Genomic DNA, 26,911 nt, shown 5'->3' with positions numbered 1-26,911 from the left:
TGTAGATGACACTCACGCATACAGGATCGCCTGTACGCGCCAGTTATCAGGCTGCTGGTCTTCGTACATGGTAATAATGCGGTACCATGATGCACCTTGTTCATCGGCCTTTAACGCCACGATACGTTCCACGTCCTGCGGATCCCCTGAAATATTGCTAACCGAGATCTGACCTATTTCATTCAGGCCCGTCACGCAGTCAGCACTGGCGAATTCTGCAGACTGTGCCGTGGTGCTCGCAGGATAAGTCACTAATTGCAGCGAGGGTGAGGCAAGTAATTGTTTCATCGTCAGCTCCATTTTTCGTTTCCCCACATGTTGCAGGGCATTCCATCGCGGTAATAAACGCCCGAGCTTCCAGCTGGTAATTTATTGTGCACAGGTAAACGCATAGGGACGCAAAGCAATGTAAAGCTGGCTGTATAAGTTGTCTGATTTATTTACGGTATAAAATAGCTTGTGAATACCACTGTCCTGTCACGATGGTTTCGTCCACCATGACGACAACGTAATAATCAGCTTTTGCAGCGACAGCTTTCGCTCTGATTTCTGCTAATGCGTCATCCGGAGAACCCCGAACCATCGTGCTTACGCTACCTATTCGCTGTAACCCTTGCGTCTGGTCGCGGCGAATCTCTTGCGGATGGTCCATTACTGGCGGTGCTGGCTGTGGCGTACCTTGCAGTGCGCTACAGGCACTTAACATCAACACCAATAATAAACTGGCAAACCGGTAAATAACGCTATTACGTTTCCTGCTAACCATAGTGTAGTGCCTTATTAATTTAACTTTGGGGGAATGTTCCCGAATTGTTACCTGGTACGCGATTTTCGAATGAAAACGTGATGAAAGCGTAACCCACATCTCAACATTATGAACTAATACCGCCAGCAGAAACTTGTGCTAAGGATTTCTTCATGTCATACCAGACAAAAAGGAGAGACAGATGATTGAAATAGACTCGCGCGTGCTGGCAGATATTCCCGTTCTTCATGCTTATCCTGTCGGGCAAAAAGATACCCCGTTACCGTGCGTGATTTTTTATCACGGCTTTACTTCGTCCAGTCTGGTGTATAGCTATTTTGCCGTTGCGCTGGCGCAGGCTGGTTTGCGGGTGATCATGCCGGATGCGCCCGATCACGGTAGCCGTTTTAGGGGCGACGCAGCGCGGCGGTTAAATCAATTTTGGCAAATTTTGCTACAAAGTATGCAGGAATTCACTACCTTACGTGCGGCAATAGCCGAAGAAAACTGGCTGCTTGCTGACCGTCTGGCAGTCGGTGGCGCGTCGATGGGCGCGATGACGGCACTGGGAATTACCGCTCGCCACCCCACGGTGAAATGTACCGCCAGCATGATGGGATCGGGCTATTTTACATCGCTCGCCCGTTCACTGTTTCCACCGCTGATACCTGAAACGGCAGCACAGCAGAATGAATTCAATAACATTGTCGCGCCGCTGGCAGAGTGGGAAGCGACAAACCACCTGGAACAACTTGGTGACAGACCTTTACTGCTGTGGCATGGCCTTGACGATGACGTCGTGCCTGCCGACGAATCACTACGTTTGCAGCAGGCCTTAAGCGAGACGGGACGGGATAAACTGCTAACCTGTTCATGGCAGCCAGGCGTGCGTCACCGCATTACGCCTGAGGCATTAGATGCTGCCGTGACATTTTTCCAGCAGCATCTTTAAACACGCAGAATGCTGACCCCTTGCGCTTCCAGTTGTTGCAGGATTTCCGGGTTAGCATTTTTGCCGGTGATCAGCATATCGATTTGATCTGCACGACTAAAGAGCATCCCCGCACGTTCGCCGATCTTACTGCTATCAACCAGTACCACCAGTTTCCCTACCACGCTCAACATCTTCTGCTCTGCCATTGCCGTCAGCATATCGGTTTTATACAACCCTTCTGCGGTCAGTCCTTTGCCGCTGGTAAACATCCAGTGCCCGGCATAGAGACTGTTTTCGCTGCCCTGTGGACTTAAGGTGATGGACTGGCTTTTGTTGTATTGGCCGCCCATGATAATCACGCTGTCATGCTCCTGATCGATCAGGTAATTCGCCAGCGGTAGATAATTAGTAATGATTTGCACTGGCTTGCCACACATTTCCCGCCCAAGCAGAAACGCGGTGGAACCGCAGTTGATGACGACGCTTTCGCCGGGATTCACCAGCTGCGAGGCTGCTTTAGCGATACGTACTTTTTCATCATGGTTCTGCGCCTGATGCAGATTCATCGGCGTCCAGCGTGGGCGCTGCTGGGTAATGGCTTCTGCGCCATTGCGCACTTTTTTCAGTTTGCCGCTTTCGTCAAGTTTATTGATATCGCGTCGCGCAGTGGCAGGCGAAATTCCCAGACGCTCAACGACTTTCTCAACGGTCACAAAGCCCAATTGTGCGAGCATTTCCAGGAGAATTTGATGTCTTTGTGCTTCAGTCATGAGCTATTCCGATAAAATTTGATTTTTTTAGATGATATTTGAAATAGCCAGGAAATACTACGCCGGATAGCGCGAACTACTCCACGCTATCCGGTATAAACGACAGATTACAGGAACGACTTGAACGGCAGATCCGGTTCAATGGTGAAGCAATCGTCAAAACCACGTGGATAGTGGTACTCGAAGTTGTCTTTATCCAGCGGCCAGGTAAATTTGCCACCGACCTGCCAGATAAACGGCTTGAAGCCATACTTCAGGCGATCTTTTTTCATCTCCCACAGTACGCGGATCTCTTGCGGATCGGCCTGGAAGTTTGACCAGATATCATGGTGGAACGGGATAACCACTTTTGTATTCAGCGCTTCTGCCATACGCAGGATATCAGCACTGGTCATTTTGTCGGTGATACCACGTGGGTTTTCACCGTATGAACCTAATGCCACGTCGATCTGATGCTCGTTACCGTGCTTCGCATAGTAGTTAGAGTAGTGGGAATCGCCACTGTGATACAGGGTACCGCCCGGCGTTTTGAACAGGTAGTTTACCGCGCGATCGTCCATGCCGTCTGGCAGTACGCCAGCCGCTTTTTGATCGGCAGGCAAAGTGATCAGTGCAGTACGGTCAAACGCGTCAAGGGCATGAATTTCAATGTCTTTCACTTTAACGACATCGCCCGGTTTGACCACGATGCAACGTTCTTTCGGCACACCCCAGCCAATCCACAAATCCACGCAGGTTTTCGGCCCGATAAATGGCACGTCATCAGCGCAGTTCTGCATCACGGCAGCAGCGACGTTGACGTCGATATGATCGTTGTGATCGTGAGTTGCCAGTACCGCGTCGATCTGGCGAATCGCAAACGGATCAAGAACAAATGGGGTGGTACGCAGGTTCGGTTGCAGTTTTTTCACGCCAGCCATGCGCTGCATCTGGTGACCCTGTTTCATTAGTGGGTTACCGTGACTTTGTTTGCCAGTACCACACCAGAAATCGACGCAAACGTTGGTGCCACCTTCAGATTTCAGCCAGATCCCGGTGCAGCCTAGCCACCACATCGCGAATGTGCCAGGAGCTACCTGTTCTTGTTCAATTTCTTCATTCAACCAGCTACCCCACTCCGGGAAAGTGCTCAGGATCCAGGATTCACGGGTGATACTTTTCACTTTACTCATCGCCATTTACCTTCATGATAGTTCAATTTGAATCAATATTTGATTGGTTTTGATTAATCCTGACACTATTTTTTCAGGAAGGCAATGACCATTTTTTGACTTTTTGCCTGATGAGTAGTTGTTGATTTTAAGGCATTAAAGATGAAAAGGATTGTGATATTTAATTAACTACATGAATTTTAATTAATAAGTTTTGCATTGTGTGAATTCCACGCTTTCTATGTGGAATTATTTGCGTGTCGCGTCACATTTAATCATAAATAATCTTGTTGTGATTACTTTTGAAAATTAGAGTGAGTGCACAACATTCCGGGTGTGCGGAATACCCGGTTACCTCTTCTTCAGGAGATCGTTATGGAGATCCTCTACAACATCTTTACCGTGTTTTTTAACCAGGTCATGACTAATGCCCCGTTACTGCTGGGTATTGTGACCTGTCTGGGCTACATCCTGCTGCGCAAAAGTGTCAGCGTGATTATCAAAGGTACGATTAAAACCATTATTGGTTTCATGTTGTTGCAGGCCGGGTCCGGCATCCTGACCAGCACCTTCAAACCGGTGGTGGCGAAAATGTCGGAGGTTTATGGCATTAATGGTGCGATTTCAGATACCTACGCATCGATGATGGCGACCATCGAGCGCATGGGCGATGCCTATAGCTGGGTGGGCTACGCGGTGTTGCTGGCTCTGGCGCTGAACATCTGTTATGTGCTGCTGCGTCGCATTACCGGTATTCGCACCATCATGCTGACGGGTCACATCATGTTCCAGCAGGCCGGGTTGATTGCCGTTACGCTGTTTATCTTCGGTTACTCCATGTGGACGACCATTATCTGCACCGCGATTCTGGTTTCGCTCTACTGGGGTATTACCTCCAACATGATGTATAAGCCGACTCAGGAAGTGACGGACGACTGCGGTTTCTCCATCGGTCACCAGCAGCAGTTTGCATCATGGATTGCTTATAAAGTTGCGCCGTTCCTCGGCAAAAAAGAGGAAAGCGTTGAAGACCTCAAACTGCCAGGCTGGCTGAACATTTTCCACGACAACATCGTCTCCACGGCGATTGTCATGACCATCTTCTTTGGTGCCATTCTGCTCTCCTTCGGTATCGACACCGTGCAGGCGATGGCAGGTAAAGTGAACTGGACGGTGTACATCCTGCAAACCGGTTTCTCCTTTGCGGTGGCGATCTTCATCATCACTCAGGGCGTGCGCATGTTTGTGGCGGAACTATCTGAAGCGTTTAACGGTATCTCCCAGCGCCTGATCCCCGGTGCGGTTCTGGCGATTGACTGTGCGGCCATCTATAGCTTCGCGCCGAACGCTGTGGTTTGGGGCTTTATGTGGGGCACCATCGGTCAACTGATTGCAGTTGGCATCCTGGTCGCCTGCGGCTCTTCCATTCTGATTATCCCTGGCTTTATCCCGATGTTCTTCTCTAACGCCACTATCGGCGTGTTTGCTAACCACTTCGGTGGCTGGCGCGCGGCGCTGAAGATTTGTCTGGTGATGGGGATGATTGAAATCTTTGGTTGCGTCTGGGCGGTGAAACTTACCGGTATGAGCGCCTGGATGGGCATGGCGGACTGGTCGATTCTGGCACCACCGATGATGCAGGGCTTCTTCTCCATCGGCATCGCCTTTATGGCCGTCATCATTGTCATTGCACTGGCTTATATGTTCTTCGCTGGCCGCGCGCTGCGCGCAGAAGAAGATGCAGAAAAACAACTGGCAGAACAGTCTGCTTAATAAGGAGTTTTGATTATGACCGTACGTATTCTGGCTGTGTGTGGTAACGGACAAGGCAGTTCCATGATCATGAAGATGAAAGTGGACCAGTTTTTAACCCAGTCGAACATCGACCACACGGTAAACAGCTGCGCGGTTGGCGAATACAAAAGCGAGTTGAGCGGCGCGGATATCATCATCGCTTCTACGCACATCGCGGGCGAGATCACCGTGACCGGCAACAAATATGTCGTTGGCGTGCGCAACATGCTCTCTCCTGCTGACTTTGGCCCGAAACTGCTGGAAGTGATCAAAGAACATTTCCCGCAGGACGTGAAGTAAGGGCGCGCTATGAAATTACGTGATTCGCTGGCGGAGAATAAATCTATCCGTCTGCAGGCTGAAGCTGAGACATGGCAGGACGCAGTGAAAATTGGCGTTGACCTGCTGGTGGCGGCAGATGTGGTAGAGCCGCGTTACTACCAGGCGATTCTGGATGCGGTTGAACAGCACGGCCCGTACTTTGTGCTCGCACCGGGCCTGGCAATGCCGCATGGTCGCCCGGAAGAGGGCGTTAAGAAAACCGGTTTTGCACTGGTGACGCTGAAAAAGCCGCTGGAGTTCAACCACGAAGATAACGACCCGGTGGATATCCTCATCACGATGGCGGCGGTCGATGCCAACACGCATCAGGAAGTGGGCATCATGCAGATCGTCAACCTGTTTGAAGATGAAGAGAATTTCGACCGTTTACGCGCCTGCCGTACCGAGCAGGAAGTCCTGGATCTCATTGACCGCACCAACGCGGCTGCTTAAGAAGGAATTGAAAATGTCATTACCGATGTTGCAAGTCGCGCTGGACAACCAGACTATGGCTAGCGCCTACGAAACTACTCGCCTGATTGCCGAAGAAGTCGACATTATCGAAGTGGGCACCATTCTGTGCGTGGGCGAAGGCGTGCGTGCGGTTCGCGATCTGAAAGCGCTTTATCCGCACAAAATCGTGCTGGCAGACGCCAAAATCGCCGATGCGGGCAAAATCCTTTCTCGTATGTGCTTCGAAGCCAACGCTGACTGGGTGACCGTGATTTGTTGTGCAGATATCAACACCGCCAAAGGCGCGCTGGACGTGGCAAAAGAGTTTAATGGTGACGTGCAGATCGAACTGACCGGTTACTGGACCTGGGAACAGGCGCAGCAGTGGCGCGACGCAGGTATCCAGCAGGTGGTTTATCACCGCAGCCGTGACGCGCAGGCCGCAGGCGTGGCGTGGGGCGAAGCGGATATCACCGCGATCAAACGTCTTTCCGATATGGGCTTCAAAGTCACCGTCACCGGTGGCCTGGCGCTGGAAGACCTGCCGCTGTTCAAAGGCATTCCGATTCATGTCTTTATCGCGGGTCGCAGCATCCGTGATGCCGCTTCTCCGGTGGAAGCCGCGCGTCAGTTCAAACGTTCCATCGCCCAACTGTGGGGCTAAGGAGCGGATATGTTGTCCAAACAAATCCCGCTTGGCATCTATGAAAAAGCGCTCCCCGCCGGGGAGTGCTGGCTGGAACGGCTGCAACTGGCAAAAACGTTAGGCTTCGATTTTGTCGAGATGTCGGTAGATGAAACGGACGAGCGCCTGTCGCGCCTCGACTGGAGCCGCGAGCAGCGTCTGGCGCTGGTCAACGCGATTGTGGAAACCGGCGTGCGCGTACCATCCATGTGCCTTTCTGCCCATCGTCGTTTCCCGCTGGGCAGCGAAGATGACGCGGTGCGGGCGCAGGGGCTGGAGATTATGCGTAAGGCTATCCAGTTCGCCCAGGATGTCGGTATTCGCGTGATCCAACTGGCGGGCTATGACGTTTACTATCAGGAAGCCAATAACGAAACGCGTCGTCGTTTCCGTGACGGCCTGAAAGAGAGCGTTGAGATGGCAAGCCGCGCGCAGGTCACGCTGGCGATGGAGATCATGGATTATCCGTTGATGAACTCCATCAGCAAGGCGCTGGGTTACGCGCACTATCTCAACAACCCGTGGTTCCAGCTCTACCCGGATATCGGCAACTTGTCGGCGTGGGACAACGACGTGCAGATGGAATTGCAGGCCGGAATCGGGCATATCGTCGCGGTGCATGTGAAAGACACTAAACCAGGCGTCTTCAAAAACGTGCCGTTTGGCGAAGGCGTAGTGGATTTCGAACGTTGCTTTGAAACGCTCAAACAGAGTGGCTATTGCGGGCCGTACCTGATTGAGATGTGGAGCGAAACGGCGGAAGACCCGGCGGCAGAAGTGGCGAAAGCGCGTGATTGGGTGAAAGCGCGCATGGCTAAAGCAGGCATGGTGGAGGCGGCATAATGCAAAAGCTGAAACAGCAGGTATTTGAAGCCAACATGGATCTGCCGCGTTACGGGCTGGTGACCTTTACCTGGGGTAACGTCAGCGCCATTGACCGCGAACGCGGGCTGGTGGTGATCAAGCCCAGCGGTGTCGCCTACGAAACCATGAAAGCAGACGATATGGTGGTGGTTGATATGAGCGGCAAGGTGGTGGAAGGGGAGTATCGTCCGTCTTCCGACACTGCGACGCATCTTGAACTCTACCGCCGTTATCCGTCGCTTGGCGGCATTGTCCATACCCATTCCACGCATGCCACCGCATGGGCGCAGGCGGGGCTGGCTATCCCGGCATTAGGCACCACGCACGCTGACTACTTCTTTGGCGATATCCCGTGTACGCGTGGGTTAAGTGAAGAAGAAGTGCAGGGGGAATACGAGCTAAACACTGGCAAAGTGATTATCGAAACGCTGGGTGACGCCGAGCCGCTGCATACGCCGGGAATTGTGGTGTATCAGCACGGGCCGTTCGCCTGGGGGAAAGATGCTCACGATGCGGTGCATAACGCGGTGGTGATGGAAGAAGTGGCGAAAATGGCGTGGATTGCCCGCGGCATTAACCCACAACTGAATCACATCGACAGCTATCTCATGAATAAACACTTCATGCGTAAGCACGGTCCTAACGCCTATTACGGGCAGAAGTAAAACACGCGCTGCGGAAATTTCCTTCTTCGGGAGATAACTGGTCTAAGTCCGCAGCCGTTTTTCAAAAAAAGCCCCCTGAGAAGGGGGCAAAGCAAACTATGGCAATGTTTCGTTGGTTATACCTGGTGCTAGCGATAAATATCCGCGCTGGCGTGCATATTGCCGTTACTCCCCGGTTCCCGCATCAGAATCACATGGTAGTACGTTGCGCCCTGCGCATCTGTCTCTTCATTTAATGCCTGACGTGCTTCACTTTCAGTGGCGAAATTATGATTGATATAAATCACGCCTAAGCTTTGCACATCGTCCATATTTCTGGCCTGGTGGTTATTAATTTCAATGGCTGCCCATGTATTTGCACTTAGCAAAAGCACAGCCAGAAGGGCTAAAACACGGCTGAACATAGATACCTCCTCGACGGCTGACTTTGTGTGCTCTCCTCTTGTGGTGATCTTCTGATTTAATTTTAATCAATGATAAAGAAGTGGATGGTGACCATTTCTGATGCAGTTGTTCAAAAAAACACCATGATGAGGTGTGATGAACTTCAAATCAGCGTGTTAGTACGATTTGGTGAAAGATGAGATTTATTTGTCGGCTGGCCTTGAGTTTAGCGGGGTATGTCAGTACTATAACGCGTCATTTTTCAGCCGACCTTTAACACGTTCCTTGCCTCCCCGGGATTCGGCTGACCCAGACAGGAGGCTGAATAATCCGTAAGGAGCAATTCGATGCGTCATTACGAAATCGTTTTTATGGTCCATCCTGACCAGAGCGAACAGGTTCCGGGCATGATCGAGCGCTATACTGCTGCCATCACTGGTGCAGAAGGCAAGATCCACCGTCTGGAAGACTGGGGCCGCCGTCAGCTGGCTTACCCGATCAACAAACTGCACAAAGCACACTACGTTCTGATGAACGTTGAAGCTCCGCAGGAAGTGATCGATGAGCTGGAAACTACCTTCCGCTTCAACGATGCCGTTATCCGCAGCATGGTTATGCGTACCAAGCACGCTGTTACCGAAGCATCTCCGATGGTTAAAGCGAAAGACGAGCGCCGTGAGCGTCGCGATGATTTCGCAAACGAAACCGCTGATGATGCTGAAGCTGGGGATTCTGAAGAGTAATTTCTGATGACCAACCGTCTGGTGTTGTCCGGCACCGTGTGCAGGACTCCCCTTCGAAAGGTCAGTCCATCAGGAATTCCTCACTGCCAGTTCGTGCTTGAGCATCGTTCTGTGCAGGAGGAAGCCGGCTTTCACCGGCAGGCGTGGTGTCAAATGCCCGTTATTGTTAGCGGACACGAAAACCAGGCCATTACTCACAGTATAACGGTCGGCAGTCGCATAACCGTTCAGGGGTTCATTTCATGCCACAAGGCAAAGAACGGACTGAGCAAAATGGTTTTGCATGCCGAGCAGATTGAATTGATAGATTCTGGAGACTAGCCATATGGCACGTTATTTCCGTCGTCGCAAGTTCTGCCGTTTCACCGCGGAAGGCGTTCAAGAGATCGACTATAAAGATATCGCTACGCTGAAAAACTACATCACCGAAAGCGGTAAGATTGTCCCAAGCCGTATCACCGGTACCCGTGCAAAATACCAGCGTCAGCTGGCTCGCGCTATCAAACGCGCTCGCTACCTGTCCCTGCTGCCGTACACTGATCGCCATCAGTAATCGGTCACGGTCCATTAATACGACTTTGAGAGGATAAGGTAATGCAAGTTATTCTGCTTGATAAAGTAGCAAACCTGGGTAGCCTGGGTGATCAGGTAAACGTTAAAGCGGGCTATGCTCGTAACTTCCTGGTACCGCAGGGTAAAGCTGTTCCAGCTACCAAGAAAAACATTGAATTCTTCGAAGCACGTCGCGCTGAACTGGAAGCTAAACTGGCTGAAGTTCTGGCAGCTGCTAATGCTCGCGCTGAGAAAATCAATGCACTGGAAACTGTTACCATCGCGTCTAAAGCTGGCGATGAAGGTAAACTGTTCGGTTCCATCGGTACTCGCGACATCGCTGACGCTGTAACTGCAGCTGGCGTTGAAGTGGCTAAGAGCGAAGTTCGTCTGCCGAACGGCGTTCTGCGTACCACTGGCGAACACGAAGTGAGCTTCCAGGTTCACAGCGAAGTATTCGCGAAAGTGATCGTAAACGTAGTAGCTGAATAATTCGTTATTCAACGAGACGTAAAAACGCCGACCTTGTGTCGGCGTTTTGCTTTTATAGCGAGCGCTTGTAGATATTGCTAAGGGCCACAATAAGCAGCCCTATTAAGATAATTACTTAGTCGCCTGAATATCAGTTAGCATTGGGGCGAGAGCAGGGTTTTCCTTAGCAAAGGCTGCGTACATCGGCTGCACTTTCTCGATAAACGGTGCTTTGTCAACCTTGTAGACTTTCACGCCCATTTGATCCAGTTTAGCGAATTCTTTTTTCTCTTCCTCGCTCCACAAGTCTTTCATGTAGCTCATTGATTCTTTAGCTGCTTTTAATATAGCTGCCTGATTTGCCGGGCTAAGCTTATCAAACGAAGCATTGCTCATTAGAACCACATCAGGAACCATAGTGTGTTCGTCAAGGCTGAAGGATTTTGCTACTTCACCGTGGCGCATGGTGGTCAGCGCCATCACACTGTTTTCCGCCATATCAACCACACCTTGCTGCAATGCTGTGTACAACTCTCCATAATCCAGCGGTGTTGGGTTACCTCCCATGACTTTGATCATCTCAACTGCCCCTGGGCTTGGCTGGACACGAACTTTCATTCCTTTGAGATCGTCTGGTTTCAGCACCGGTTTATTGCCGTAGAAGCTGCGGGCGCCTCCATCATAGAAAGTCAGACCGAAATAACCTTTGTTTTTCGTTGAGTCGAGGATTTTCCTTCCGATATCGCCTTGCATGACCTGATAATAATGATCACGATCGCGGAACAAATAAGGCAGGCTAAATAGTTTATACGAACTCTCGAAGGCTTCCATCTCCGCCGCATTGGTTTTTACCAGCGGAATAGCACCAGAACGAATCAGCTCCATTGTTTCTCGTTGAGTACCCAATGTTCCATTTGGATAAATACGAATAGTAATATCACCGTTAGAGTACTCTTTGCTCTTTTTCGCAAAGAACTCCATCGCTTTATGAACAGGATGAGATTTATCCTGATTATGGCTAAGTTTTAATGTTACTGCCCAGGACTGGCTTGCGGATAGCATAAGCACAGCACCGATAATGCCAGCGGATACTTTTATTTTCATAGATGTTCCTTTTCTAATAAATATGGCGGCTGATGCCGCCAGTGAATGCGCATCAGTAGCCCAGTGCTCTTGGCAATGCCATACTGATTTGCGGAATATAGGTAACCATTGCCAGCACCAATACCATCACGGCATAGAATGGCAGCATAGGTTTGATAATTTTGTTAATTGGTAATTTAGATACGCTACAGCCAACAAACAGCACACTACCCACTGGTGGGGTACAAATACCGATACACATGTTCAGTACCATGACAATGCCAAAGTGAATCGGGTCCATGCCCAGTTCGGTGACAACCGGTAAAAATATCGGCGTAAAAATCAGTACCGCCGGTGTCATATCCATAAATGTGCCGATAATCAACAGAATAATATTGATAATAAGCAGGATGATTATTGGATTGTCAGAAATAGTGTTAAGCAAATCGAGAATCAGGAAGGGAACGTCAGCGTTTGACATTGCCCATGACATTCCCATTGAAGAACCAATTAACAATAAGACAATTGCAGTGGTAATGACGGATTCCAGAAATATCTTAGGCAAATCTTTAACTGAGATTTCACGATAAAGAACCAGTGCAAGGAAAAGGGTATAAATTACCGCAATTGCAGATGCTTCTGTCGGGGTGAAAATACCGCTTAGTACGCCACCCATAATTAATACAATCAGGAAAATACTGGGGATCGCCATCCATATTGCCACTCCAGCCTGGCGCAAAGTCGGACGTTCTGGCTTTGGATAACCACGACGTACCGCGATAATACCAGCCACAGTCATCAGCGCCAGGCCCAGCAAAATTCCCGGAACATACCCTGCCAGGAATAGTGCGGCAATAGACGTACCGCCGCTGACCAGTGAAAAGACAATTAACGTATTACTGGGTGGAATAAGTAAACCTGTCGGTGCAGAGGCAACGTTAACTGCTGTGCTGAACGCGGGATCGTAGCCCTCTTTCACTTGTTGTGGATGCATTACACCGCCCATCGCTGCGGCAGATGCCACTGCTGAACCGGAAATAGCGCCAAACAGCATATTGGCAAGAATATTACAGTGAGCAAGTGAGCCTGGCAGTCGACCGCCAAGAATTCGGGCAAAGTTGATTAATCGTCGCGCTATTCCTCCATGATTCATAATGTTGCCAGACAAAATAAAAAATGGGATTGCCAATAATGTAAAGCTATCTAACCCGGAGGCTAACTTTTGGGAAACCACACTCAATGCTGAGTTGAAATCGAGTTGTGTGGAAATTGATGCCAGTGTGGATAAACCAATGGCATAAACAATAGGTACACCTAATGCCAGCATAAAAAAGAAGGCACCAAATAACACAATAATCGGTAACCAGTAATCCATAATTTCTCCATTCCTACTATGGTTGGTTGTTGTTTATTATCTTTAGAGTGGTTGTTTAAGTTCTGTTAAAACCATATCTATGGTGTATATAATAATAAGCACACCACTAATTGGGATACTCATATAGATATATCCCATCTGCCAGCCTAAAGCGGGTGAGGTTTGACCTGAATCGAATGTGTCCAGCGTTAATAGCCCACCACCATATACCATAATGATGGTAGCGAAGATAATAACGATAATCTGAATACACAAAAATAAATGACGCCGGGCTTTTCCTTTCAGCATCATAGGAAGCAGATCAATCGCCAGATGCCGGTTCTGCCCCGCGGTATAGGCACCACCAAAAAGGCCAAGGCAAATAAAAAGCAAACGACTGAGTTCATCCGTAAATATGCTGGGGCTTTTAAATATAAATCGTGCTACCACCTGCCATGTCACACATGCCACAATGATCGCCAAAATGGTAATATTCAATGTTGCAAGCAGAGCATTAATAGATCTAATTATATTTCGCATAGTGATTAACCTTTGCAATATCATTCATCCTGTGGCTGGTAAATTGTCCCATTAAGAAAACCAGGCCAGTTTTTTTCAAACCAAATGCCGCGGATAATGGGAAACTCACGAACAGGTGCTTTTCTGACGTGAAAGATACCATTGCAATAATGAATAAGTAGTTTATCTTTTTTATCCTCAGTACGCTCTGAACGAAAGCGCCAGGCATCACAAAAACCATTTCGTGTTTGCGGAATAGAATTTCCATCACTGTCGAGAATAATACGTGCTCCCCGGCTACCACCACCTGCGTCAATATAATGCGTCAATTGCGTTAATACGGCGGTAGACGTCAGTGCCATATGCCGCCACATAAACAGCTCGGCAACTTCGCCCACATGTTTGATTGCCAATCCATGCTGTTGGACAAATTCACTCAATAGCAGGGCATCACGAGTGGCACGTCGAACTTTATCGGCATGGCAAATAAATCCCGCATAGTCAGACATTCGTGCCTGAATTTTTTCTCTCACAATCGACAACGGCATCCCGGTCCCGTTATCGTGCGCCTGAGTAATGATCTCTCTTATAGAAGCCAGTGCCGGAGCTACCAGCTGTGCTATATCTCCATCAATATTACGTTTTTGCGTGCAACCAATAAAACGTGCCAGACGAACAGCAAAAACCTGCCCGGCATTCAATGCCGCACCACCAGGGCGAGTGACGCCGTGTGTGCCAGCAACTTCCCCCACGGCGAAACAGCCGGGCAGGGAGGTTTGCCCCCAGATATCCACTTCAATGCCGCCATTCATATGCTGATTATTCATGGCAAACTGCAATGGCTGCGTGGTGAGATCGTAACCGTGCATCTTATACAGCGAGATAGACAGCGGATTCATTCGTTGCAGTCGTTCGATGGGCGATGGTGCCAGAGCGTCGTTATTTTCCAGATACGCGCGAACGTCGTCGTCCAGTCGATCTAATGAGAACGGCATGTCACCCGGCACAGGTTCAGGATTGCGATTGAAATCCATAAATACCTGACGCCCTGATTGCTGCTCTTGCGCTACTGCCATATCTAACAAGCTGGAGCCAAAATCCATCACTCGTGTGGCGTGAAACGGCCACTGATAGCCTTTACGGAAGATGTTTGAAGCCAGCTCCTGGGTGGTGCGATAGTAATCTGCGAGGAAGTTATACTCGTTGCCCCCGGCATCCACGGAATAGATATATGGGATCACCTGTACATAGGTGCCGGACAAATTCCACGGAAACGTGCTGCGCGGCGTGCCTATACCAAACTGGCTTTCGGTCAGATTGGTTAGCGTCAGACCTTCTTCCAGCGCCAGCCCCAGCGAGCCGAAGCATTTATGTGGGTACACACTGTCTCGATAAAGCTCGCCAGGCCCTCCTGTTGCCAGCACCACATTGGGCGCAGTCACAATTGCCAGCCCCCATGGGTTATGGGCGCGATGACCGGTCGCGAGGATTGCCCCCGCCACGCAGTCTTCGCCGTTTTCGTCACGCTGATGCAGCAGTTTAATCACTGTTGCACTGGTCAACACTGGAATGGCGAGGCGCTGTACTTCTTCCAGCAGCACTTTCACCATTAACCTTGAGGTACGCGGCCCACACGAGGTTGCACGCCCGGCTTCGTCATGGTCGGTTTGATAACGAAGAATCGCGCCATAGCGATCTTCCGGTAATTCCAGACCAAGATATTGCAACCCGCCAAGAGTGTGCAGAGAACCTACCGCTTCGACATAAGCGGTGTCGTGATCCATCGCTCCACCGCTCGCCAGTGCCTCTGCCAGTTTGGTGAAGTTGTCGCCATTGCCCGCGGTAGCGGCGGTAAACAGCGTCTGTTTATCGGAACCAGAACATGCCGATGTCCCCATATATAACCCGGCGGTGGCGATCAGCACATTTTGCTGGCGGCGTTTAAGTTCCACAGCTGCACGCAGCCCGGCTGCACCACTGCCGACTACCAGGGCATCTGTTTGCCAGAGTGGGTAATCAACACCGTCTACCGTGACAACCCATGCGGGTTCTGCCTGTGCAAAACCCTTCGGGAAAGTGACGTGCGTCAGCGCATCAAGGATGGTGTCATCAAGCTGACTCATGCATCCTCCATCGGCGTAAACAGGCTACTTTCCATCAGGCGTGGCTGATTGATAATTGGACGGAAAGCCATATATGGCAGAATGTCGCGCTCAATCTCCACACCTGGTGCGATTTCAATTAATTCAACGCCTTCTGCCGTTAACTGGAATACTGCACGTTCAGTGATATACAACACTTCCTGACCGCTTTGCTGTGCGTAGGCGGCGCTAAAAGTGATTTTTTCCACCTGGGTAACCAGTTTAGGGATTTGACCTGACTGGGCGATATGCAAGCCATCTGGTGTTACATCAATCTTGCTACCTTTGGCGTCGAACGTGCCACAGAACACCACTTTACGGGCGTTTTGCGCAATTTCGAGAAATCCGCCGGGGCCAATGAGATTGCCATTGAGATGGGAGACGTTGACGTTACCGTACTCATCCATCTCACCCATACCGAGGAAAGTAATGTCGATGCCGCCGCCGCTGTAGAACTCGAACTGATCGAGTGACGGAATAATGGCATCGGCGTTGCGGGCGCAGCCGAACAGAGCATCATCCAGCATCATGCCGTTATGTACGCCCTGTTCTACGCTCAGCCATAAACTTTGATAAGGCACGCCTTCGCGCAGCGCTACTCCTGGAATACCGCCCGGAATACCAAAGCCAAAGTTGGTTGAAGCGCCAGCCACCAGTTCGTGTGCTGCCCGACGGGCAATCAGGCGGCGCACCGGATGACTAACCAGTTCAATTGCGTCGTTAGAACTTAGACGGCGATGCTGACCGCTAATGGTCAGATCGTAACCGCCAAGATAGGTTTGTGGTTGTTCGCGGTGTTCAACGATGCCATCAACCAGAATGCCCGGTAATTTGACCCGGCGTGGTTCAATGGCACCAGCTTCCAGCACATCGCGCACCTGTACGAACACTTTGCCGCCGCTGTTGTGTGCTGCCAGCGCCATGGAATAGCTATCCATATCAATCGCCTCTTCTTCAAGGCTGACGTTGCCTCGAGGATCGGCATAAGTGCCACGCAAAATCGCGTAATCCACTTTGAAAGGGCGATAACGAAGTTTGGTTTCACCGTCGATTTCAATCAGTTCTACCAGGTCGTCGGTAGTGCATTCATTCGACTTACCGCCGCCATTGCGTGGATCAACAAACGAGCCCAGCCCAACGTGGGTAAAAAGCCCTGGACGTCCGGCGCCGATCTCCCGTAGCAACGCCTGAATCACGCCACCAGGAAAGCAGTAGGCTTCAATTGTGTTATTTTTTACCAGTGCCTGCATTTTGGGCGACCAGGTAAAGTGCCCGGCAATAATGCGTTTGAGCATCTCTGCGTGCGCAAAACGGTTAGTGCCTTTGCAGTCGCGATCGCCAATGCCCAGCGAGTGGATTAATGTCAGATCGCGCGGGTGTCCGGTTTGCAGGAAACGCGCTTCAATAGCAGCCAGAATATGGTCCGCTTCCACCATGCCGCCGCCATTACCGCTAATGGCAATGGTTGCGCCGTCCTGAATTTGCGCCGCCAGTGTCTCGGCGGTTGTTATCTTACGCATACAATTTCCTTATTGATTTTGGAAGCTCACGCTACTTTTTTCGGCAAATGCGCGCGTCGCCTGCTGGCAATCCTGAGTGGCGGACATTAATCCAGCCAGTAACTGGTGGGAGTAATCGGCGTGTTTATTTTCCAGCGCCAGAATCAGTTGCTTGATATGTGCGAGCGCCACCGGACCGCATTTTTCCAGCTGCGCTAACTGATTCGCCATCCAGCGTTCCACCTGTTCTTTTTCCACCACTTCATCAATTAAATTCGCTGCCTGAGCTTCCTGCGCCGTCAGGCGCTTACCCAGCATCAGCATCTGGCGACCAACCACCGGGCCCACCTGATTAAGCACGCGTTCAATGCCCATCCAGCCTGGCACCATGCCGAGGATCACTTCAGGATTAGAGAATTTCGCGTGGGGGCGGGCGATACGAATATCGCAGCACAAGGCGAGTTCAATCCCACCGCCGATGGTATGGCCGTTGAGATTTGCAACCGTTAATTGGGGTAAATTGCGCAGGCGATTAAAAACCTCGTTACCGCGTTTAATCCATTTTCTGCCCATATCTAATGGCGAATAGGCTGACCACGATTTAATATCGCCACCTGCACAAAAGAATTTATCACCAGTTGCAGTTAATTCGACTAAGCGTAATGTCGTGTCATTTTCAATTTCATTTAAATAATGGTCGAGAGATTCAATCATCTCTTCGTTAATAGCATGACATTTATCTTCACGGTTCAATGTCAGGCGGCAAGAAGCCGCCGCTCTGCTGAACAGAACGGGTTGGTCACTCATGATCATTCCTTAACAATAATGCGCGATGCGATCGACGCTAATATCCAACGTGCTGTTAATATCTTGCTGCCACCAGTACGGTGAGAAAATTTCCAGTTCCACAGCACCGTTAAATCCGGCATTTTCTACCTGGCGACGAATAGACGGAATATTGATTACGCCATCTCCCGGCATTCCCCGGTCATTGACTAAATCGGTGGTTGGCACCAGCCAGTCGGAAACATGAAAAGCGAGAATGCGTTTTCCGGCACGCAGGATCTGGCTGGCGAGATCCGGGTCCCACCAAACGTGGTAGACATCTACCGCCACGCCGAGACCAAACTCACCATCGGGATCGAGTTCATCACACCAGTCCAGCGCCTGGCGTAACGTGCACAGGCAAGAGCGATCGGCAGCAGTCATCGGATGCAGCGGCTCCAGTGCAATTGGCACACCCACTGCTTTCGAATGTGGCAGCAACTGGCGTATCCCTTGTTTCACCTGTTCCCGCGCTTCGTACAGATCTTTTGTTCCCGTTGGCAGACCGCCAACCACCTGCATGTAACAGGCGGCGTTCAGTACAGCGGCGTCGTCCAGCGCCCGGCGGTTATCATCAATCGCCAGCTTGCGCTCCGCCAGCGTCGGCGCGGTGTAGTAGGTGCTACGACACAAACCGGAAACGCTTATGTTGTTAGCAGCGAGTTGGCGGGCGATCTGCTGGAGATCTTCGCCCTGCAACTCTCTGCGCCAGGGGGCGATCGCACCAATACCGCGTGCGGCGCAGGCATCAATAATGGCGGGCAGCGGCGTTTTATAACCTAGCGTCGCGGTATTGATACTGAATAAATCCGGGCGTTGTAACAGATCTCTCATGATTCAGCCTCAGAAGCGCGGCATACTTAAGCCGCCGTCGATGGCGACCGCCTGACCGCAGGTGTAAATCAGTTTACCTTCCGCCATCGCGCGGACAGTGGAAGCAATATCAGCCGGATAACCCCAACGTCCCCACGGCACTAACCCCTTAGCAATCAGTTCGTCGTAATAAGCCGTTGCCGGAATGGTCATATCGGTTTTGATTAGGCCAGGGCGCACTTCATAAACGCCAATTTGTTCATTGCAAAGGCGAGCGGCAAACAGACGAGCTGCGGCGGAGACGGCAGTTTTGGCAATGGTATATTCGCCGCGATTCATCGCCAGCATGATGGCGTTTATGGAACTGACAAAAATAATCGAGCGGTGCGGCAGTTCTGCTTCCGGTTTCGGCTGTGCCAGTAATCGCTTACTGAATGCCTGAGCGAGGAAAAACGGCGCGCGGGTGTTAATGGCAATGTTTTGGTCGAAGCTGTCTGGTTCGAGGTCGAGGAGGTCACCGCGTTTTTTCACTGAAATTCCCGCGTTATTGAGCAGACAGTCCAGACGCCCCCACTGGTTTTGCGCCGCGTCGAGCATCTCTTCATGCAGGGAGAGATCACCAACATCAGCAGGGAAGCAAATCACTTCCACGCCTTCTGCCAGACATTCCTGTTGTGTGGCATGTAATTTTTCTACGCTGTCGGCATCCGGACGATCATTAATCAGCAGATTAAATCCGCCACGCGCAAGTTCCAGTGCACAGCCCTTTCCAATACCACGTGCGGCTCCAGTGATGACAGCAACAGGACGTGTTGACTTCATACAATAACCCTCTTTTTGAATATTATTTCCTTAAGTGACGATTAGCTTGCAATGTGTGGCAAGAAAGATCAACCATCTAGTTGGTTGATATGCGATAATGATCACAGAGCATTTGATAACCCGATGAAATTGCGAGTTTTTAGCCATTTTAGTGGAGCTTCTAACAAATCGGGTTAAGATAGTCATCACGAAGAAGACGTGGGGAAGCGGAATGTATCTTGATACCAGCAACGTACAAAGCCTGAAGGAAAAGCTGTTGTTATGTGCGGTTAATGAATTTGCCGAATATGGTTACGAAGGGGCCAGAGTCGATAATATCGTCAAGGCCGCGGAGTGCAGTAAACAGACGGTTTATCATCACTTTGGTAATAAAGAAAATTTATTTATCGAAGTGCTGGAATATACCTGGAATGATATTCGGCAAAAAGAAAAATCCCTTGATTTCTCAGCTCTTCCGCCACAAAAAGCCATTGAGAAAATTATCGATTTCACCTGGGATTATTACATTGCTAACCCTTGGTTTTTAAAAATTGTGCATAGTGAAAACCAGAGTAAAGGGGTGCATTATGCAAAATCACAGCGCCTTTTAGAAATTAACCACGCACACTTACAGTTAATGGAGTCATTATTAGCTGAAGGCAAACGGCGCAATATTTTTAAGCCAGATATCGACCCGTTGCAGGTGAATATTAATATTGCTGCTCTTGGAGGATATTATTTGATCAACCAGCATACGCTTGGCCTGGTTTATCACATCAGTATGGTTTCACCGCAGGCACTGGAAGCCAGGCGTAAGGTCATCAAAGAGACGATCCTTAGCTGGCTTCTGGTTGACCCTTCATCTACCGCGCGCGAATAAAACTGCCATCCGGCTGGCGGGTAAACAGGACCTGTTGATTATTTCCCGTATCAATGGTTAAGCCCGTCACCACGCCGCTGGCGTTCTGGCGGATTTTCACCATCTGCCCATTTTGCAAATTACTCAGTGGTTTATCCGCGCCTTCTACCTGCGCCATTGCATAGACATCGGTAGCGGGCAGTCCGTGGTCGCGGAACAGCTGCGCCATTGTTTTACCGGGTTCGACACGATAAGAGCGCCATTGATTGTCAATTCCGCTATCTGGCTGGAAAGGTTGCACTTGCGAGGTTTGCGGCTGCTCTTCCGGTTGGCCTTCCTGTATCGGTTCTGGAGCGACCGGAGCCACCTGATCAGGATCATTTTGTGGTGTGACTAATTGCGCCCGCAGCTGTTCTTCTGTCGGCGGTTGTGATTGCGACTGAATATCTAACTGTGCTTCACGCGTCACCACCGGCGCGTTTGGCGTATCATCCGACGGGAGTAGAAATCCGACCACCAATACAATGGCGGCAATAATGATCCCCCGACGATGCATCGGCGGCAGCGGGTCCATGAAGCGAAAATTGTCCGGCGCGTGCCAGACTTTCTCCAGGGTTGGTTTTAGTTCAAAGCGCCCGGGCATGGTTTCCTCCTGCTCCGCGTCTTGTTCCTCAATCATAGCCTATGAATAAGCTAACGCTATGATGTCCGTGGTAAACCCGCCTTTATTATATTCATACGGGATATTGCTATTGTTTCTTTTTCCCCGGGATTTGTCATCATTCCCGCGACAAAGTTTTACCCAAAGAAGTGTGGCTGATATGCTGCCCGCTACTTTATACCCTAAGAAAGGAAATACGATGACCACCCCAACTTTTGACACCATCGAAGCGCAAGCAAGCTACGGCATTGGTTTGCAGGTAGGGCAACAACTGAGTGAATCTGGCCTGGAAGGGCTGCTGCCAGAAGCACTGGTTGCAGGCATTGCCGATGCGCTGGAAGGCAAACATCCGGCTGTTCCGGTTGATGTGGTGCACCGCGCGCTGCGTGAAATCCACGAACGCGCCGATGCCGTTCGTCGTCAGCGTTTCCAGGCGATGGCTGCTGAAGGTGTGAAATACCTGGAAGAAAACGCCAAAAAAGAAGGTGTGAATAGCACTGAATCTGGCCTGCAATTCCGCGTGATCAACCAGGGTGAAGGCGCAATTCCGGCACGTACCGACCGCGTTCGTGTTCATTACACCGGTAAATTGATCGACGGCACCGTGTTTGACAGCTCCGTTGCTCGCGGCGAGCCAGCTGAATTCCCGGTTAACGGCGTGATCCCTGGCTGGATTGAAGCACTGACTCTGATGCCGGTAGGTTCTAAATGGGAACTGACTATCCCGCAGGAACTGGCATATGGCGAGCGCGGCGCAGGCGCGTCCATCCCTCCGTTCAGCACCCTGGTGTTTGAAGTCGAACTGCTGGAAATCCTCTAAGCAGCGCATTCTGTTCCCCTCGAGCCAGAGGGGAGCAGGCATTCAGCAATAAACCCTTCAGTTTGCCAAATGGCGCTATTTTGTGTTGCAAAGACCACGTAAGCGTGTATTTTTGTGAGCTGTTTCGCGTTATCACCGTGATATGACACTCACTTTAAACATAAAATTAACATTAGATCTAAATCTTAGTATTCATCCCGCGTATTGTTACCTAATATCGATGAGTCCCGATACAGATTCGTCGTATCATAGACTGACTAAAGGCCGCAGAGCCTGAACAACACAGACAGGTACAGGAAGAAAAAAACATGGTAGATCAGGTAAAAGTCGTTGCCGATGATCAGGCTCCGGCTGAACAGTCGCTACGGCGCAATCTCACAAACCGACATATTCAGCTTATTGCCATTGGTGGGGCCATTGGTACGGGGTTGTTTATGGGGTCCGGTAAAACAATCAGCCTTGCCGGACCGTCGATCATCTTCGTTTATATGATCATCGGTTTTATGCTCTTTTTCGTGATGCGGGCAATGGGGGAATTGCTGCTTTCGAATCTGGAATACAAATCTTTTAGTGACTTCGCTTCCGATTTACTGGGGCCATGGGCGGGATATTTCACTGGCTGGACCTACTGGTTCTGCTGGGTGGTTACCGGTATGGCGGACGTGGTGGCCATCACTGCCTATGCTCAGTTCTGGTTCCCCGATCTCTCCGACTGGGTTGCCTCGCTGGCGGTGATAGTGCTGCTGCTGACGCTTAACCTCGCCACCGTGAAAATGTTCGGTGAGATGGAGTTCTGGTTTGCGATGATCAAAATCGTCGCCATCGTGTCGCTGATTGTTGTCGGCCTGGTCATGGTGGCGATGCACTTTCAGTCACCGACCGGTGTGGAAGCATCATTTGCACATTTGTGGAATGACGGCGGCTGGTTCCCGAAAGGCTTAAGTGGCTTCTTTGCTGGATTCCAGATAGCGGTTTTCGCTTTCGTGGGGATTGAGCTGGTAGGTACCACAGCTGCGGAAACCAAAGATCCAGAGAAATCACTGCCACGCGCGATTAACTCTATTCCGATCCGTATCATTATGTTCTACGTCTTCGCGCTGATTGTGATTATGTCCGTGACGCCGTGGAGTTCAGTAGTCCCGGAGAAAAGCCCGTTTGTTGAATTGTTTGTGTTGGTGGGTTTGCCTGCGGCTGCCAGCGTAATCAACTTTGTGGTGCTGACCTCTGCGGCGTCTTCCGCTAACAGCGGCGTCTTCTCTACCAGCCGTATGCTGTTTGGTCTGGCCCAGGAAGGTGTTGCGCCGAAAGCGTTCGCTAAACTTTCTAAGCGCGCCGTGCCCGCGAAAGGGCTGACCTTCTCTTGTATCTGTCTGCTCGGCGGCGTGGTGATGTTGTATGTGAATCCAAGTGTAATTGGCGCGTTCACGATGATCACGACTGTTTCCGCGATTCTGTTTATGTTCGTCTGGACGATTATCCTTTGCTCATACCTGGTGTATCGCAAACAGCGACCTCATCTGCATGAGAAGTCGATCTACAAGATGCCGCTCGGCAAGCTGATGTGCTGGGTATGTATGGCGTTCTTTGTGTTCGTGGTCGTGTTGCTGACACTGGAAGATGACACTCGCCAGGCGCTGCTGGTTACCCCGCTGTGGTTTATCGCGCTGGGGTTGGGCTGGTTGTTTATTGGTAAGAAGCGGACTGCTGAACTGCGGAAGTAACGGCTTTATCATGCTGGATGGCGCAATGCCATCCAGCTTTTAGATCACTCACCCGCCAGCGCGCGTGGGAACAGTACATTGTTTTCCAGGCTGATGTGATCCATCAGGTCATCAATCAATTCATTAATACCGTTATACATCGCTTTCCAGGTGGTGCAGGCTTCCGGCGGCGGTGTGACGTTATTGGTGGTGTGTTTAATCACTTCCAGCAGTTCGCCCGCTTCATCGTGCTCGCTTTCCATTACGCTAATTGGCCCCATCGCCTGGCTACCCATGCCTTGTTTGATCATCGGGAAGAGGATCTGCTCTTCTTTCATCATGTGGCTGGAAAGCTCTTCATGCAGCATAGTCAGGTATTTTGTCAGCCCTTTTGGCACGCTCGGTTTGTCGGCGTGAACGCGTTCGACTTTAGTCGCTTGCAGAATCAGTTCCGGCAGTTGTTCACGGTGACGATCGTGGTAGCGCACGATGATATGGTCGATGATTTCCGCCAGTGGGGCGCTACGCCAGTCTTTCTCAATCGGTTGTTCAGCAAGCTTTGCCAGTTCGGCTTCAATGACGTCAACATCCAGTTCTTTACGTGCCGCCGCACGCGCCAGCGTTTGCTTACCGCCGCAGCAGTAATCCATATCATATTTACGAAACAGAGCCGAAGCGCGAGGAATAGAGAGCGCCAGTTCACCTAAAGGTTGGTCGCGATAAGCCATAGCTGATACCTCATTCTTAATAATATAAGATGTATTTTAAATGCATCTTTAAGGCAAATGCTATAACCCTTACGTAGCAGAGGCTTATTTAACTCACTGCCAGCGTGTCAACTTTCTGAGACAGATTCAGTTAAAGGCTTTTCCGGTTTGGCTCTGACCGCAATGACCACGCCAATCACTAACAGCGCGATACCGCTCAGCGTCATTAGCGGCGGCATTTGCTGGCGGAGTAAAAAGGTGTACAGCAAACCTGCCAGCGTTTCGAAAACAATCAACGGTCCGAGGATAACCGTCGGTAATCGCTGGCTGGCGACGTTCCAGCAGAGTGCGCCAACCCATGAGCAAAGCACGGCTATCGCAATCATCAGACTAATAAACACCAGCGGACGGGGGCCAAAAGGTAGGGAGAAGCCCGGCGTTTGCGTATTCAGCCAGTAACAGGCGACGAGATAACCGATGAGAGAAACCGGCAGCGTGACCAGCGCCTGCGCCGTCGCCCACATCATCGGATGTTTGTCTGGGTTTTCCCGCAGCCAGCGGGCGTTGCGCAGGGCATACCATGCCCAGCAGACCACGGAAACTAACGCCAGCACGATGCCAGAGGTATAACGTGCCCAGTCAAAATCGGGGAGTCCGTGGTTTAACTCAGCAATATTCACACACGCCAGGCCGATGCCAATACAAACCAGTGCCGGGGCGAGTTTTCCCCACGCGAGTTTGCCGTCGCGCTGGCTATAAAGCAGATTGGCAAAAACGGGAATCACCACCGGCAGGGTGCCAATAATCATCGTGGAAACAGGCGCGCCAGTACGTTGAATGGCACTGGCAAGGCAGAAGTAATAGATGAGGTTGCCCATCATGGTGAGCATCAAGGCGGTAAGCCAGTCGCGACGCGCCAACTGACGCAGACGCACGCGTCCCAGCCAGGCAATGGGCAGCGCAATTAACCCTAACGCCAGATAACGGCCCATCGACTGCAACATCGCCGGGTATTCCGGCACGATCAACGGCCCGACAAATATAAGCCCCCACATCAACCCTGCTAACAGGGCGTACAGCACGCCGCTAATCATTACTGGCATCCATTGATCTGTCAGAAGAAATATTCAGGGAACAACCGTAGTCGTTCCCCGCATCCCGTCATTATCAGAGAGGATACGGGAGGATGCCACTTTAATTAACTAGTTATTAACATTAAAAAGATGGCTTACGCTCTCGGCTAATGTTGTCGTTGGGCGGCCAATCAATTTGCTAAGCGTTTTGCTGTCATCAAACAGGCCGCCTTTCGATGCGCCAACGTCAGAATCTGCCAGCATATCCGCCAGCCCGTCAGGCAGACCGACGCTTTTCAGCGCCGCGGCGAAATCAGCTTCGCTCAGGTTTTGATAGGTAACCTGTTTGCCGCTCTGTTTGGTGAGTTCCGCCGCTAACTGTGTCAGTGTCCAGGCGCTATCACCTGCCAGTTCATAAACCTTGCCTTCGTGACCTGCTTCGCTAATTACGCGCGCCGCAGCTACCGCATAATCAGCTCGCGTAGCTGAGGCAATTTTGCCATCGCCCGCGGCACCGATAAATACGCCGTGCTCCAGTGCTGCCGGGGCGCTGGCGAGATAGTTTTCGGTGTACCAGCCGTTGCGCAGCAAGGTGTAAGCGATGCCAGAAACAGCCAGCATTTTCTCCGTCTCGATGTGCTCATCGGCGAGGCCGAGCGGGGAGGTATCAGCATGTAGCAGGCTGGTATAAGCGATAAATTTCACGCCCGCCGCCTTAGCGGCATTAATAACATTTTGATGCTGCGGGGCACGTTGCCCCACTTCGCTGGAAGAGATCAGCAGCAGTTTTTCCACTCCCTGAAGCGCAGATGTCAGTGCGGCTTCATCGCCGTATTCAGCCTGACGTACAGTAATGCCTTGCGCGCTCAATGCCTGCGCTTTTGCCGGGTTACGTGCGATAGCCACTATTTGGCTGGCAGGAACGGTTTTCAGTAAGGAGTTAATAACATGGTGACCAAGTTGGCCGGTTGCGCCGGTAATTGCGATCATGGGAAGCCTCCATCGGTTTGTCTTGTGTTTAAATACGCTACCACCTAAACTTACTTTTAGTAAGTACGTACAAAAAGGTAAGTATGAATGAGCCAGGCTAGCCTGTCGCAACAACTGAAAGAGGGTAACCTCTTCGCCGAACAGTGCCCGTCGCGCGAGGTGTTGAAACACGTCACCAGTCGTTGGGGGGTATTGATTCTGGTCGCGCTTCGCGAAGGTACGCACCGTTTTAGCGACCTGCGCCGCAAGATGGGTGGGGTGAGTGAAAAGATGCTTGCGCAGTCGTTACAGGCGTTAGAGCAGGATGGGTTTCTTAACCGTATCTCTTATCCGGTGGTGCCGCCGCATGTGGAATACAGCCTCACGCCGCTGGGCGAGCAGGTGAGCGAAAAGGTTGCTGCACTGGCGGACTGGATTGAGTTGAATTTGCCTGAGGTGTTGGCAGTGCGGGATGAACGTGCGGCATAACAGCCGGATGCGCTGCGCTTATTCGGCCTACGGTTCATGACCTGTAGGGCGGATAAGATGCAGCAG

Annotated in this window: 32 protein-coding genes; 15 read left to right on the top strand and 17 right to left on the bottom strand. The window is 50.9% G+C overall.

Features of this window, described 5'->3' with window-relative positions:
- Nucleotides 1-12: 12 nt before the first annotated feature.
- Both yjfN and bsmA read right to left on the bottom strand, forming a co-directional pair.
- Nucleotides 13-288, bottom strand: a complete 276-nt coding sequence (gene yjfN, locus ATB02_RS15180) for a DUF1471 family protease activator YjfN (protein ID WP_024166233.1) — start codon at nucleotides 286-288, stop codon at nucleotides 13-15.
- 148 nt (nucleotides 289-436) lie between these two features.
- Nucleotides 437-766 carry a biofilm peroxide resistance protein BsmA gene (bsmA, locus tag ATB02_RS15175; RefSeq protein WP_097745787.1) on the bottom strand — a complete coding sequence of 110 codons (330 nt, stop codon included), beginning with the start codon at nucleotides 764-766 and terminating at the stop codon, nucleotides 437-439.
- Between the two features lie 181 nt (nucleotides 767-947).
- On the opposite strand from bsmA, the gene yjfP reads away from it, so the two are divergent.
- Complete coding sequence (yjfP, locus tag ATB02_RS15170) at nucleotides 948-1,697, top strand: esterase (protein WP_032185754.1); 750 nt, start codon at nucleotides 948-950, stop codon at nucleotides 1,695-1,697.
- On the opposite strand, the gene ulaR is transcribed toward yjfP, so the two are convergent.
- Complete coding sequence (gene ulaR, locus ATB02_RS15165) at nucleotides 1,694-2,449, bottom strand: HTH-type transcriptional regulator UlaR (RefSeq protein WP_000133631.1); 756 nt, start codon at nucleotides 2,447-2,449, stop codon at nucleotides 1,694-1,696. The genes yjfP and ulaR overlap by 4 nt on opposite strands.
- 107 nt (nucleotides 2,450-2,556) lie before the next feature.
- Nucleotides 2,557-3,621, bottom strand: a complete 1,065-nt coding sequence (gene ulaG / locus ATB02_RS15160; RefSeq protein WP_001353507.1) for an L-ascorbate 6-phosphate lactonase — start codon at nucleotides 3,619-3,621, stop codon at nucleotides 2,557-2,559.
- Nucleotides 3,622-3,975: 354 nt separating this feature from the next.
- Here ulaG and ulaA point away from each other — a divergent pair, with 354 nt between their 5' ends.
- From ulaA to ulaF, 6 genes are read left to right on the top strand one after another with little or no spacing between them, the layout of a single operon-like run.
- On the top strand, nucleotides 3,976-5,373 hold the full coding sequence (gene ulaA, locus ATB02_RS15155; protein WP_105271839.1) for a PTS ascorbate transporter subunit IIC: 1,398 nt from the start codon (nucleotides 3,976-3,978) through the stop codon (nucleotides 5,371-5,373).
- A 15-nt stretch (nucleotides 5,374-5,388) separates the two neighbouring features.
- The gene (gene ulaB, locus ATB02_RS15150; RefSeq protein WP_000218362.1) at nucleotides 5,389-5,694 is read left to right on the top strand and encodes a PTS ascorbate transporter subunit IIB; all 306 of its coding nucleotides are present in this window, start codon (nucleotides 5,389-5,391) and stop codon (nucleotides 5,692-5,694) included.
- A gap of 9 nt (nucleotides 5,695-5,703) precedes the next feature.
- The gene (gene ulaC / locus ATB02_RS15145) at nucleotides 5,704-6,168 is read left to right on the top strand and encodes a PTS ascorbate transporter subunit IIA (protein WP_000776505.1); all 465 of its coding nucleotides are present in this window, start codon (nucleotides 5,704-5,706) and stop codon (nucleotides 6,166-6,168) included.
- Nucleotides 6,169-6,181: 13 nt separating this feature from the next.
- A complete protein-coding gene (gene ulaD / locus ATB02_RS15140; RefSeq protein WP_105271838.1) occupies nucleotides 6,182-6,832 on the top strand; it encodes a 3-keto-L-gulonate-6-phosphate decarboxylase UlaD in 651 nt (216 codons plus the stop codon).
- Between the two features lie 9 nt (nucleotides 6,833-6,841).
- Complete coding sequence (ulaE, locus tag ATB02_RS15135; protein WP_000949511.1) at nucleotides 6,842-7,696, top strand: L-ribulose-5-phosphate 3-epimerase UlaE; 855 nt, start codon at nucleotides 6,842-6,844, stop codon at nucleotides 7,694-7,696.
- Nucleotides 7,696-8,382: an L-ribulose-5-phosphate 4-epimerase UlaF gene (ulaF, locus tag ATB02_RS15130; RefSeq protein ID WP_001170804.1), complete on the top strand. Its 687-nt coding sequence runs from the start codon at nucleotides 7,696-7,698 to the stop codon at nucleotides 8,380-8,382. The genes ulaE and ulaF overlap by 1 nt, the downstream gene beginning before the upstream one ends.
- A 128-nt stretch (nucleotides 8,383-8,510) precedes the next feature.
- On the opposite strand, the gene yjfY is transcribed toward ulaF, so the two are convergent.
- Entirely contained in the window at nucleotides 8,511-8,786 is a 276-nt protein-coding gene (gene yjfY, locus ATB02_RS15125; RefSeq protein WP_000492914.1) for a DUF1471 family protein YjfY, read from the bottom strand.
- 327 nt (nucleotides 8,787-9,113) lie between these two features.
- Between yjfY and rpsF the strand changes: the two genes are divergently transcribed.
- The 4 genes from rpsF to rplI are packed head-to-tail and all read left to right on the top strand — an operon-like array spanning nucleotide 9,114 to nucleotide 10,553.
- On the top strand, nucleotides 9,114-9,509 hold the full coding sequence (rpsF, locus tag ATB02_RS15120) for a 30S ribosomal protein S6 (RefSeq protein WP_001216676.1): 396 nt from the start codon (nucleotides 9,114-9,116) through the stop codon (nucleotides 9,507-9,509).
- Nucleotides 9,510-9,515: 6 nt separating this feature from the next.
- The gene (gene priB, locus ATB02_RS15115) at nucleotides 9,516-9,830 is read left to right on the top strand and encodes a primosomal replication protein N (RefSeq protein ID WP_001296681.1); all 315 of its coding nucleotides are present in this window, start codon (nucleotides 9,516-9,518) and stop codon (nucleotides 9,828-9,830) included.
- Between the two features lie 4 nt (nucleotides 9,831-9,834).
- On the top strand, nucleotides 9,835-10,062 hold the full coding sequence (gene rpsR, locus ATB02_RS15110) for a 30S ribosomal protein S18 (protein WP_000135199.1): 228 nt from the start codon (nucleotides 9,835-9,837) through the stop codon (nucleotides 10,060-10,062).
- Nucleotides 10,063-10,103: 41 nt separating this feature from the next.
- Entirely contained in the window at nucleotides 10,104-10,553 is a 450-nt protein-coding gene (gene rplI / locus ATB02_RS15105) for a 50S ribosomal protein L9 (RefSeq protein WP_001196062.1), read from the top strand.
- A 111-nt stretch (nucleotides 10,554-10,664) separates the two neighbouring features.
- Here the strand turns inward: rplI and ATB02_RS15100 are convergent, their stop codons facing one another.
- Genes ATB02_RS15100 through ATB02_RS15065 form a run of 8 tightly spaced genes read right to left on the bottom strand, consistent with a single transcriptional unit; the run spans nucleotide 10,665 to nucleotide 19,588 of the window.
- The gene (locus ATB02_RS15100) at nucleotides 10,665-11,636 is read right to left on the bottom strand and encodes a TRAP transporter substrate-binding protein (RefSeq protein ID WP_105271837.1); all 972 of its coding nucleotides are present in this window, start codon (nucleotides 11,634-11,636) and stop codon (nucleotides 10,665-10,667) included.
- 52 nt (nucleotides 11,637-11,688) lie between these two features.
- A complete protein-coding gene (locus ATB02_RS15095) occupies nucleotides 11,689-12,990 on the bottom strand; it encodes a TRAP transporter large permease (protein WP_032304372.1) in 1,302 nt (433 codons plus the stop codon).
- A 42-nt stretch (nucleotides 12,991-13,032) separates the two neighbouring features.
- Nucleotides 13,033-13,509 carry a TRAP transporter small permease gene (locus ATB02_RS15090; protein WP_105271842.1) on the bottom strand — a complete coding sequence of 159 codons (477 nt, stop codon included), beginning with the start codon at nucleotides 13,507-13,509 and terminating at the stop codon, nucleotides 13,033-13,035.
- A 20-nt stretch (nucleotides 13,510-13,529) separates the two neighbouring features.
- Nucleotides 13,530-15,611 (bottom strand): FAD-dependent oxidoreductase, encoded by a 2,082-nt coding sequence (locus ATB02_RS15085; RefSeq protein WP_104917794.1) that lies wholly within the window; start codon nucleotides 15,609-15,611, stop codon nucleotides 13,530-13,532.
- Nucleotides 15,608-17,149: an acyl CoA:acetate/3-ketoacid CoA transferase gene (locus ATB02_RS15080; RefSeq protein ID WP_105271836.1), complete on the bottom strand. Its 1,542-nt coding sequence runs from the start codon at nucleotides 17,147-17,149 to the stop codon at nucleotides 15,608-15,610. The genes ATB02_RS15085 and ATB02_RS15080 overlap by 4 nt, the downstream gene beginning before the upstream one ends.
- 9 nt (nucleotides 17,150-17,158) lie before the next feature.
- Nucleotides 17,159-17,935, bottom strand: a complete 777-nt coding sequence (locus tag ATB02_RS15075) for an enoyl-CoA hydratase/isomerase family protein (RefSeq protein ID WP_105271835.1) — start codon at nucleotides 17,933-17,935, stop codon at nucleotides 17,159-17,161.
- Nucleotides 17,936-17,944: 9 nt separating this feature from the next.
- Nucleotides 17,945-18,787: a sugar phosphate isomerase/epimerase family protein gene (locus ATB02_RS15070; RefSeq protein ID WP_105271834.1), complete on the bottom strand. Its 843-nt coding sequence runs from the start codon at nucleotides 18,785-18,787 to the stop codon at nucleotides 17,945-17,947.
- Nucleotides 18,788-18,796: 9 nt separating this feature from the next.
- Entirely contained in the window at nucleotides 18,797-19,588 is a 792-nt protein-coding gene (locus tag ATB02_RS15065) for a 3-ketoacyl-ACP reductase (RefSeq protein ID WP_000843394.1), read from the bottom strand.
- 211 nt (nucleotides 19,589-19,799) lie between these two features.
- On the opposite strand from ATB02_RS15065, the gene ATB02_RS15060 reads away from it, so the two are divergent.
- Nucleotides 19,800-20,447 (top strand): TetR/AcrR family transcriptional regulator, encoded by a 648-nt coding sequence (locus tag ATB02_RS15060; protein WP_105271833.1) that lies wholly within the window; start codon nucleotides 19,800-19,802, stop codon nucleotides 20,445-20,447.
- Here ATB02_RS15060 and ytfB read toward each other — a convergent pair.
- Nucleotides 20,431-21,069: a cell division protein YtfB gene (gene ytfB, locus ATB02_RS15055; protein ID WP_001119472.1), complete on the bottom strand. Its 639-nt coding sequence runs from the start codon at nucleotides 21,067-21,069 to the stop codon at nucleotides 20,431-20,433. The two genes, ATB02_RS15060 and ytfB, sit on opposite strands and share 17 nt — an antisense overlap.
- A 217-nt stretch (nucleotides 21,070-21,286) precedes the next feature.
- Between ytfB and fklB the strand changes: the two genes are divergently transcribed.
- The gene (fklB, locus tag ATB02_RS15050) at nucleotides 21,287-21,907 is read left to right on the top strand and encodes an FKBP-type peptidyl-prolyl cis-trans isomerase (protein WP_000211225.1); all 621 of its coding nucleotides are present in this window, start codon (nucleotides 21,287-21,289) and stop codon (nucleotides 21,905-21,907) included.
- Nucleotides 21,908-22,215: 308 nt separating this feature from the next.
- Entirely contained in the window at nucleotides 22,216-23,628 is a 1,413-nt protein-coding gene (cycA, locus tag ATB02_RS15045) for a D-serine/D-alanine/glycine transporter (RefSeq protein WP_000228347.1), read from the top strand.
- A 44-nt stretch (nucleotides 23,629-23,672) separates the two neighbouring features.
- Here the strand turns inward: cycA and ytfE are convergent, their stop codons facing one another.
- The 3 genes from ytfE to qorB form a co-directional block, all read right to left on the bottom strand.
- Nucleotides 23,673-24,335, bottom strand: coding sequence for an iron-sulfur cluster repair protein YtfE (ytfE, locus tag ATB02_RS15040; RefSeq protein WP_000331449.1), 663 nt, complete (start codon nucleotides 24,333-24,335; stop codon nucleotides 23,673-23,675).
- 107 nt (nucleotides 24,336-24,442) lie between these two features.
- On the bottom strand, nucleotides 24,443-25,408 hold the full coding sequence (locus tag ATB02_RS15035) for a DMT family transporter (protein ID WP_105271832.1): 966 nt from the start codon (nucleotides 25,406-25,408) through the stop codon (nucleotides 24,443-24,445).
- Nucleotides 25,409-25,516: 108 nt separating this feature from the next.
- Nucleotides 25,517-26,377, bottom strand: coding sequence for an NAD(P)H:quinone oxidoreductase (qorB, locus tag ATB02_RS15030; RefSeq protein ID WP_105271831.1), 861 nt, complete (start codon nucleotides 26,375-26,377; stop codon nucleotides 25,517-25,519).
- Between the two features lie 87 nt (nucleotides 26,378-26,464).
- Between qorB and ATB02_RS15025 the strand changes: the two genes are divergently transcribed.
- The gene (locus ATB02_RS15025) at nucleotides 26,465-26,845 is read left to right on the top strand and encodes a winged helix-turn-helix transcriptional regulator (RefSeq protein ID WP_000075980.1); all 381 of its coding nucleotides are present in this window, start codon (nucleotides 26,465-26,467) and stop codon (nucleotides 26,843-26,845) included.
- Nucleotides 26,846-26,911 lie beyond the last annotated feature (66 nt).

The organism is Escherichia sp. MOD1-EC5189 (assembly GCF_002966045.1).
GTDB classification, from domain to species: domain Bacteria; phylum Pseudomonadota; class Gammaproteobacteria; order Enterobacterales; family Enterobacteriaceae; genus Escherichia; species Escherichia coli_F.
The sequence above is the reverse complement of the archived record's forward strand: the minus strand, read 5'-3'. Positions and strand labels throughout refer to the sequence as shown.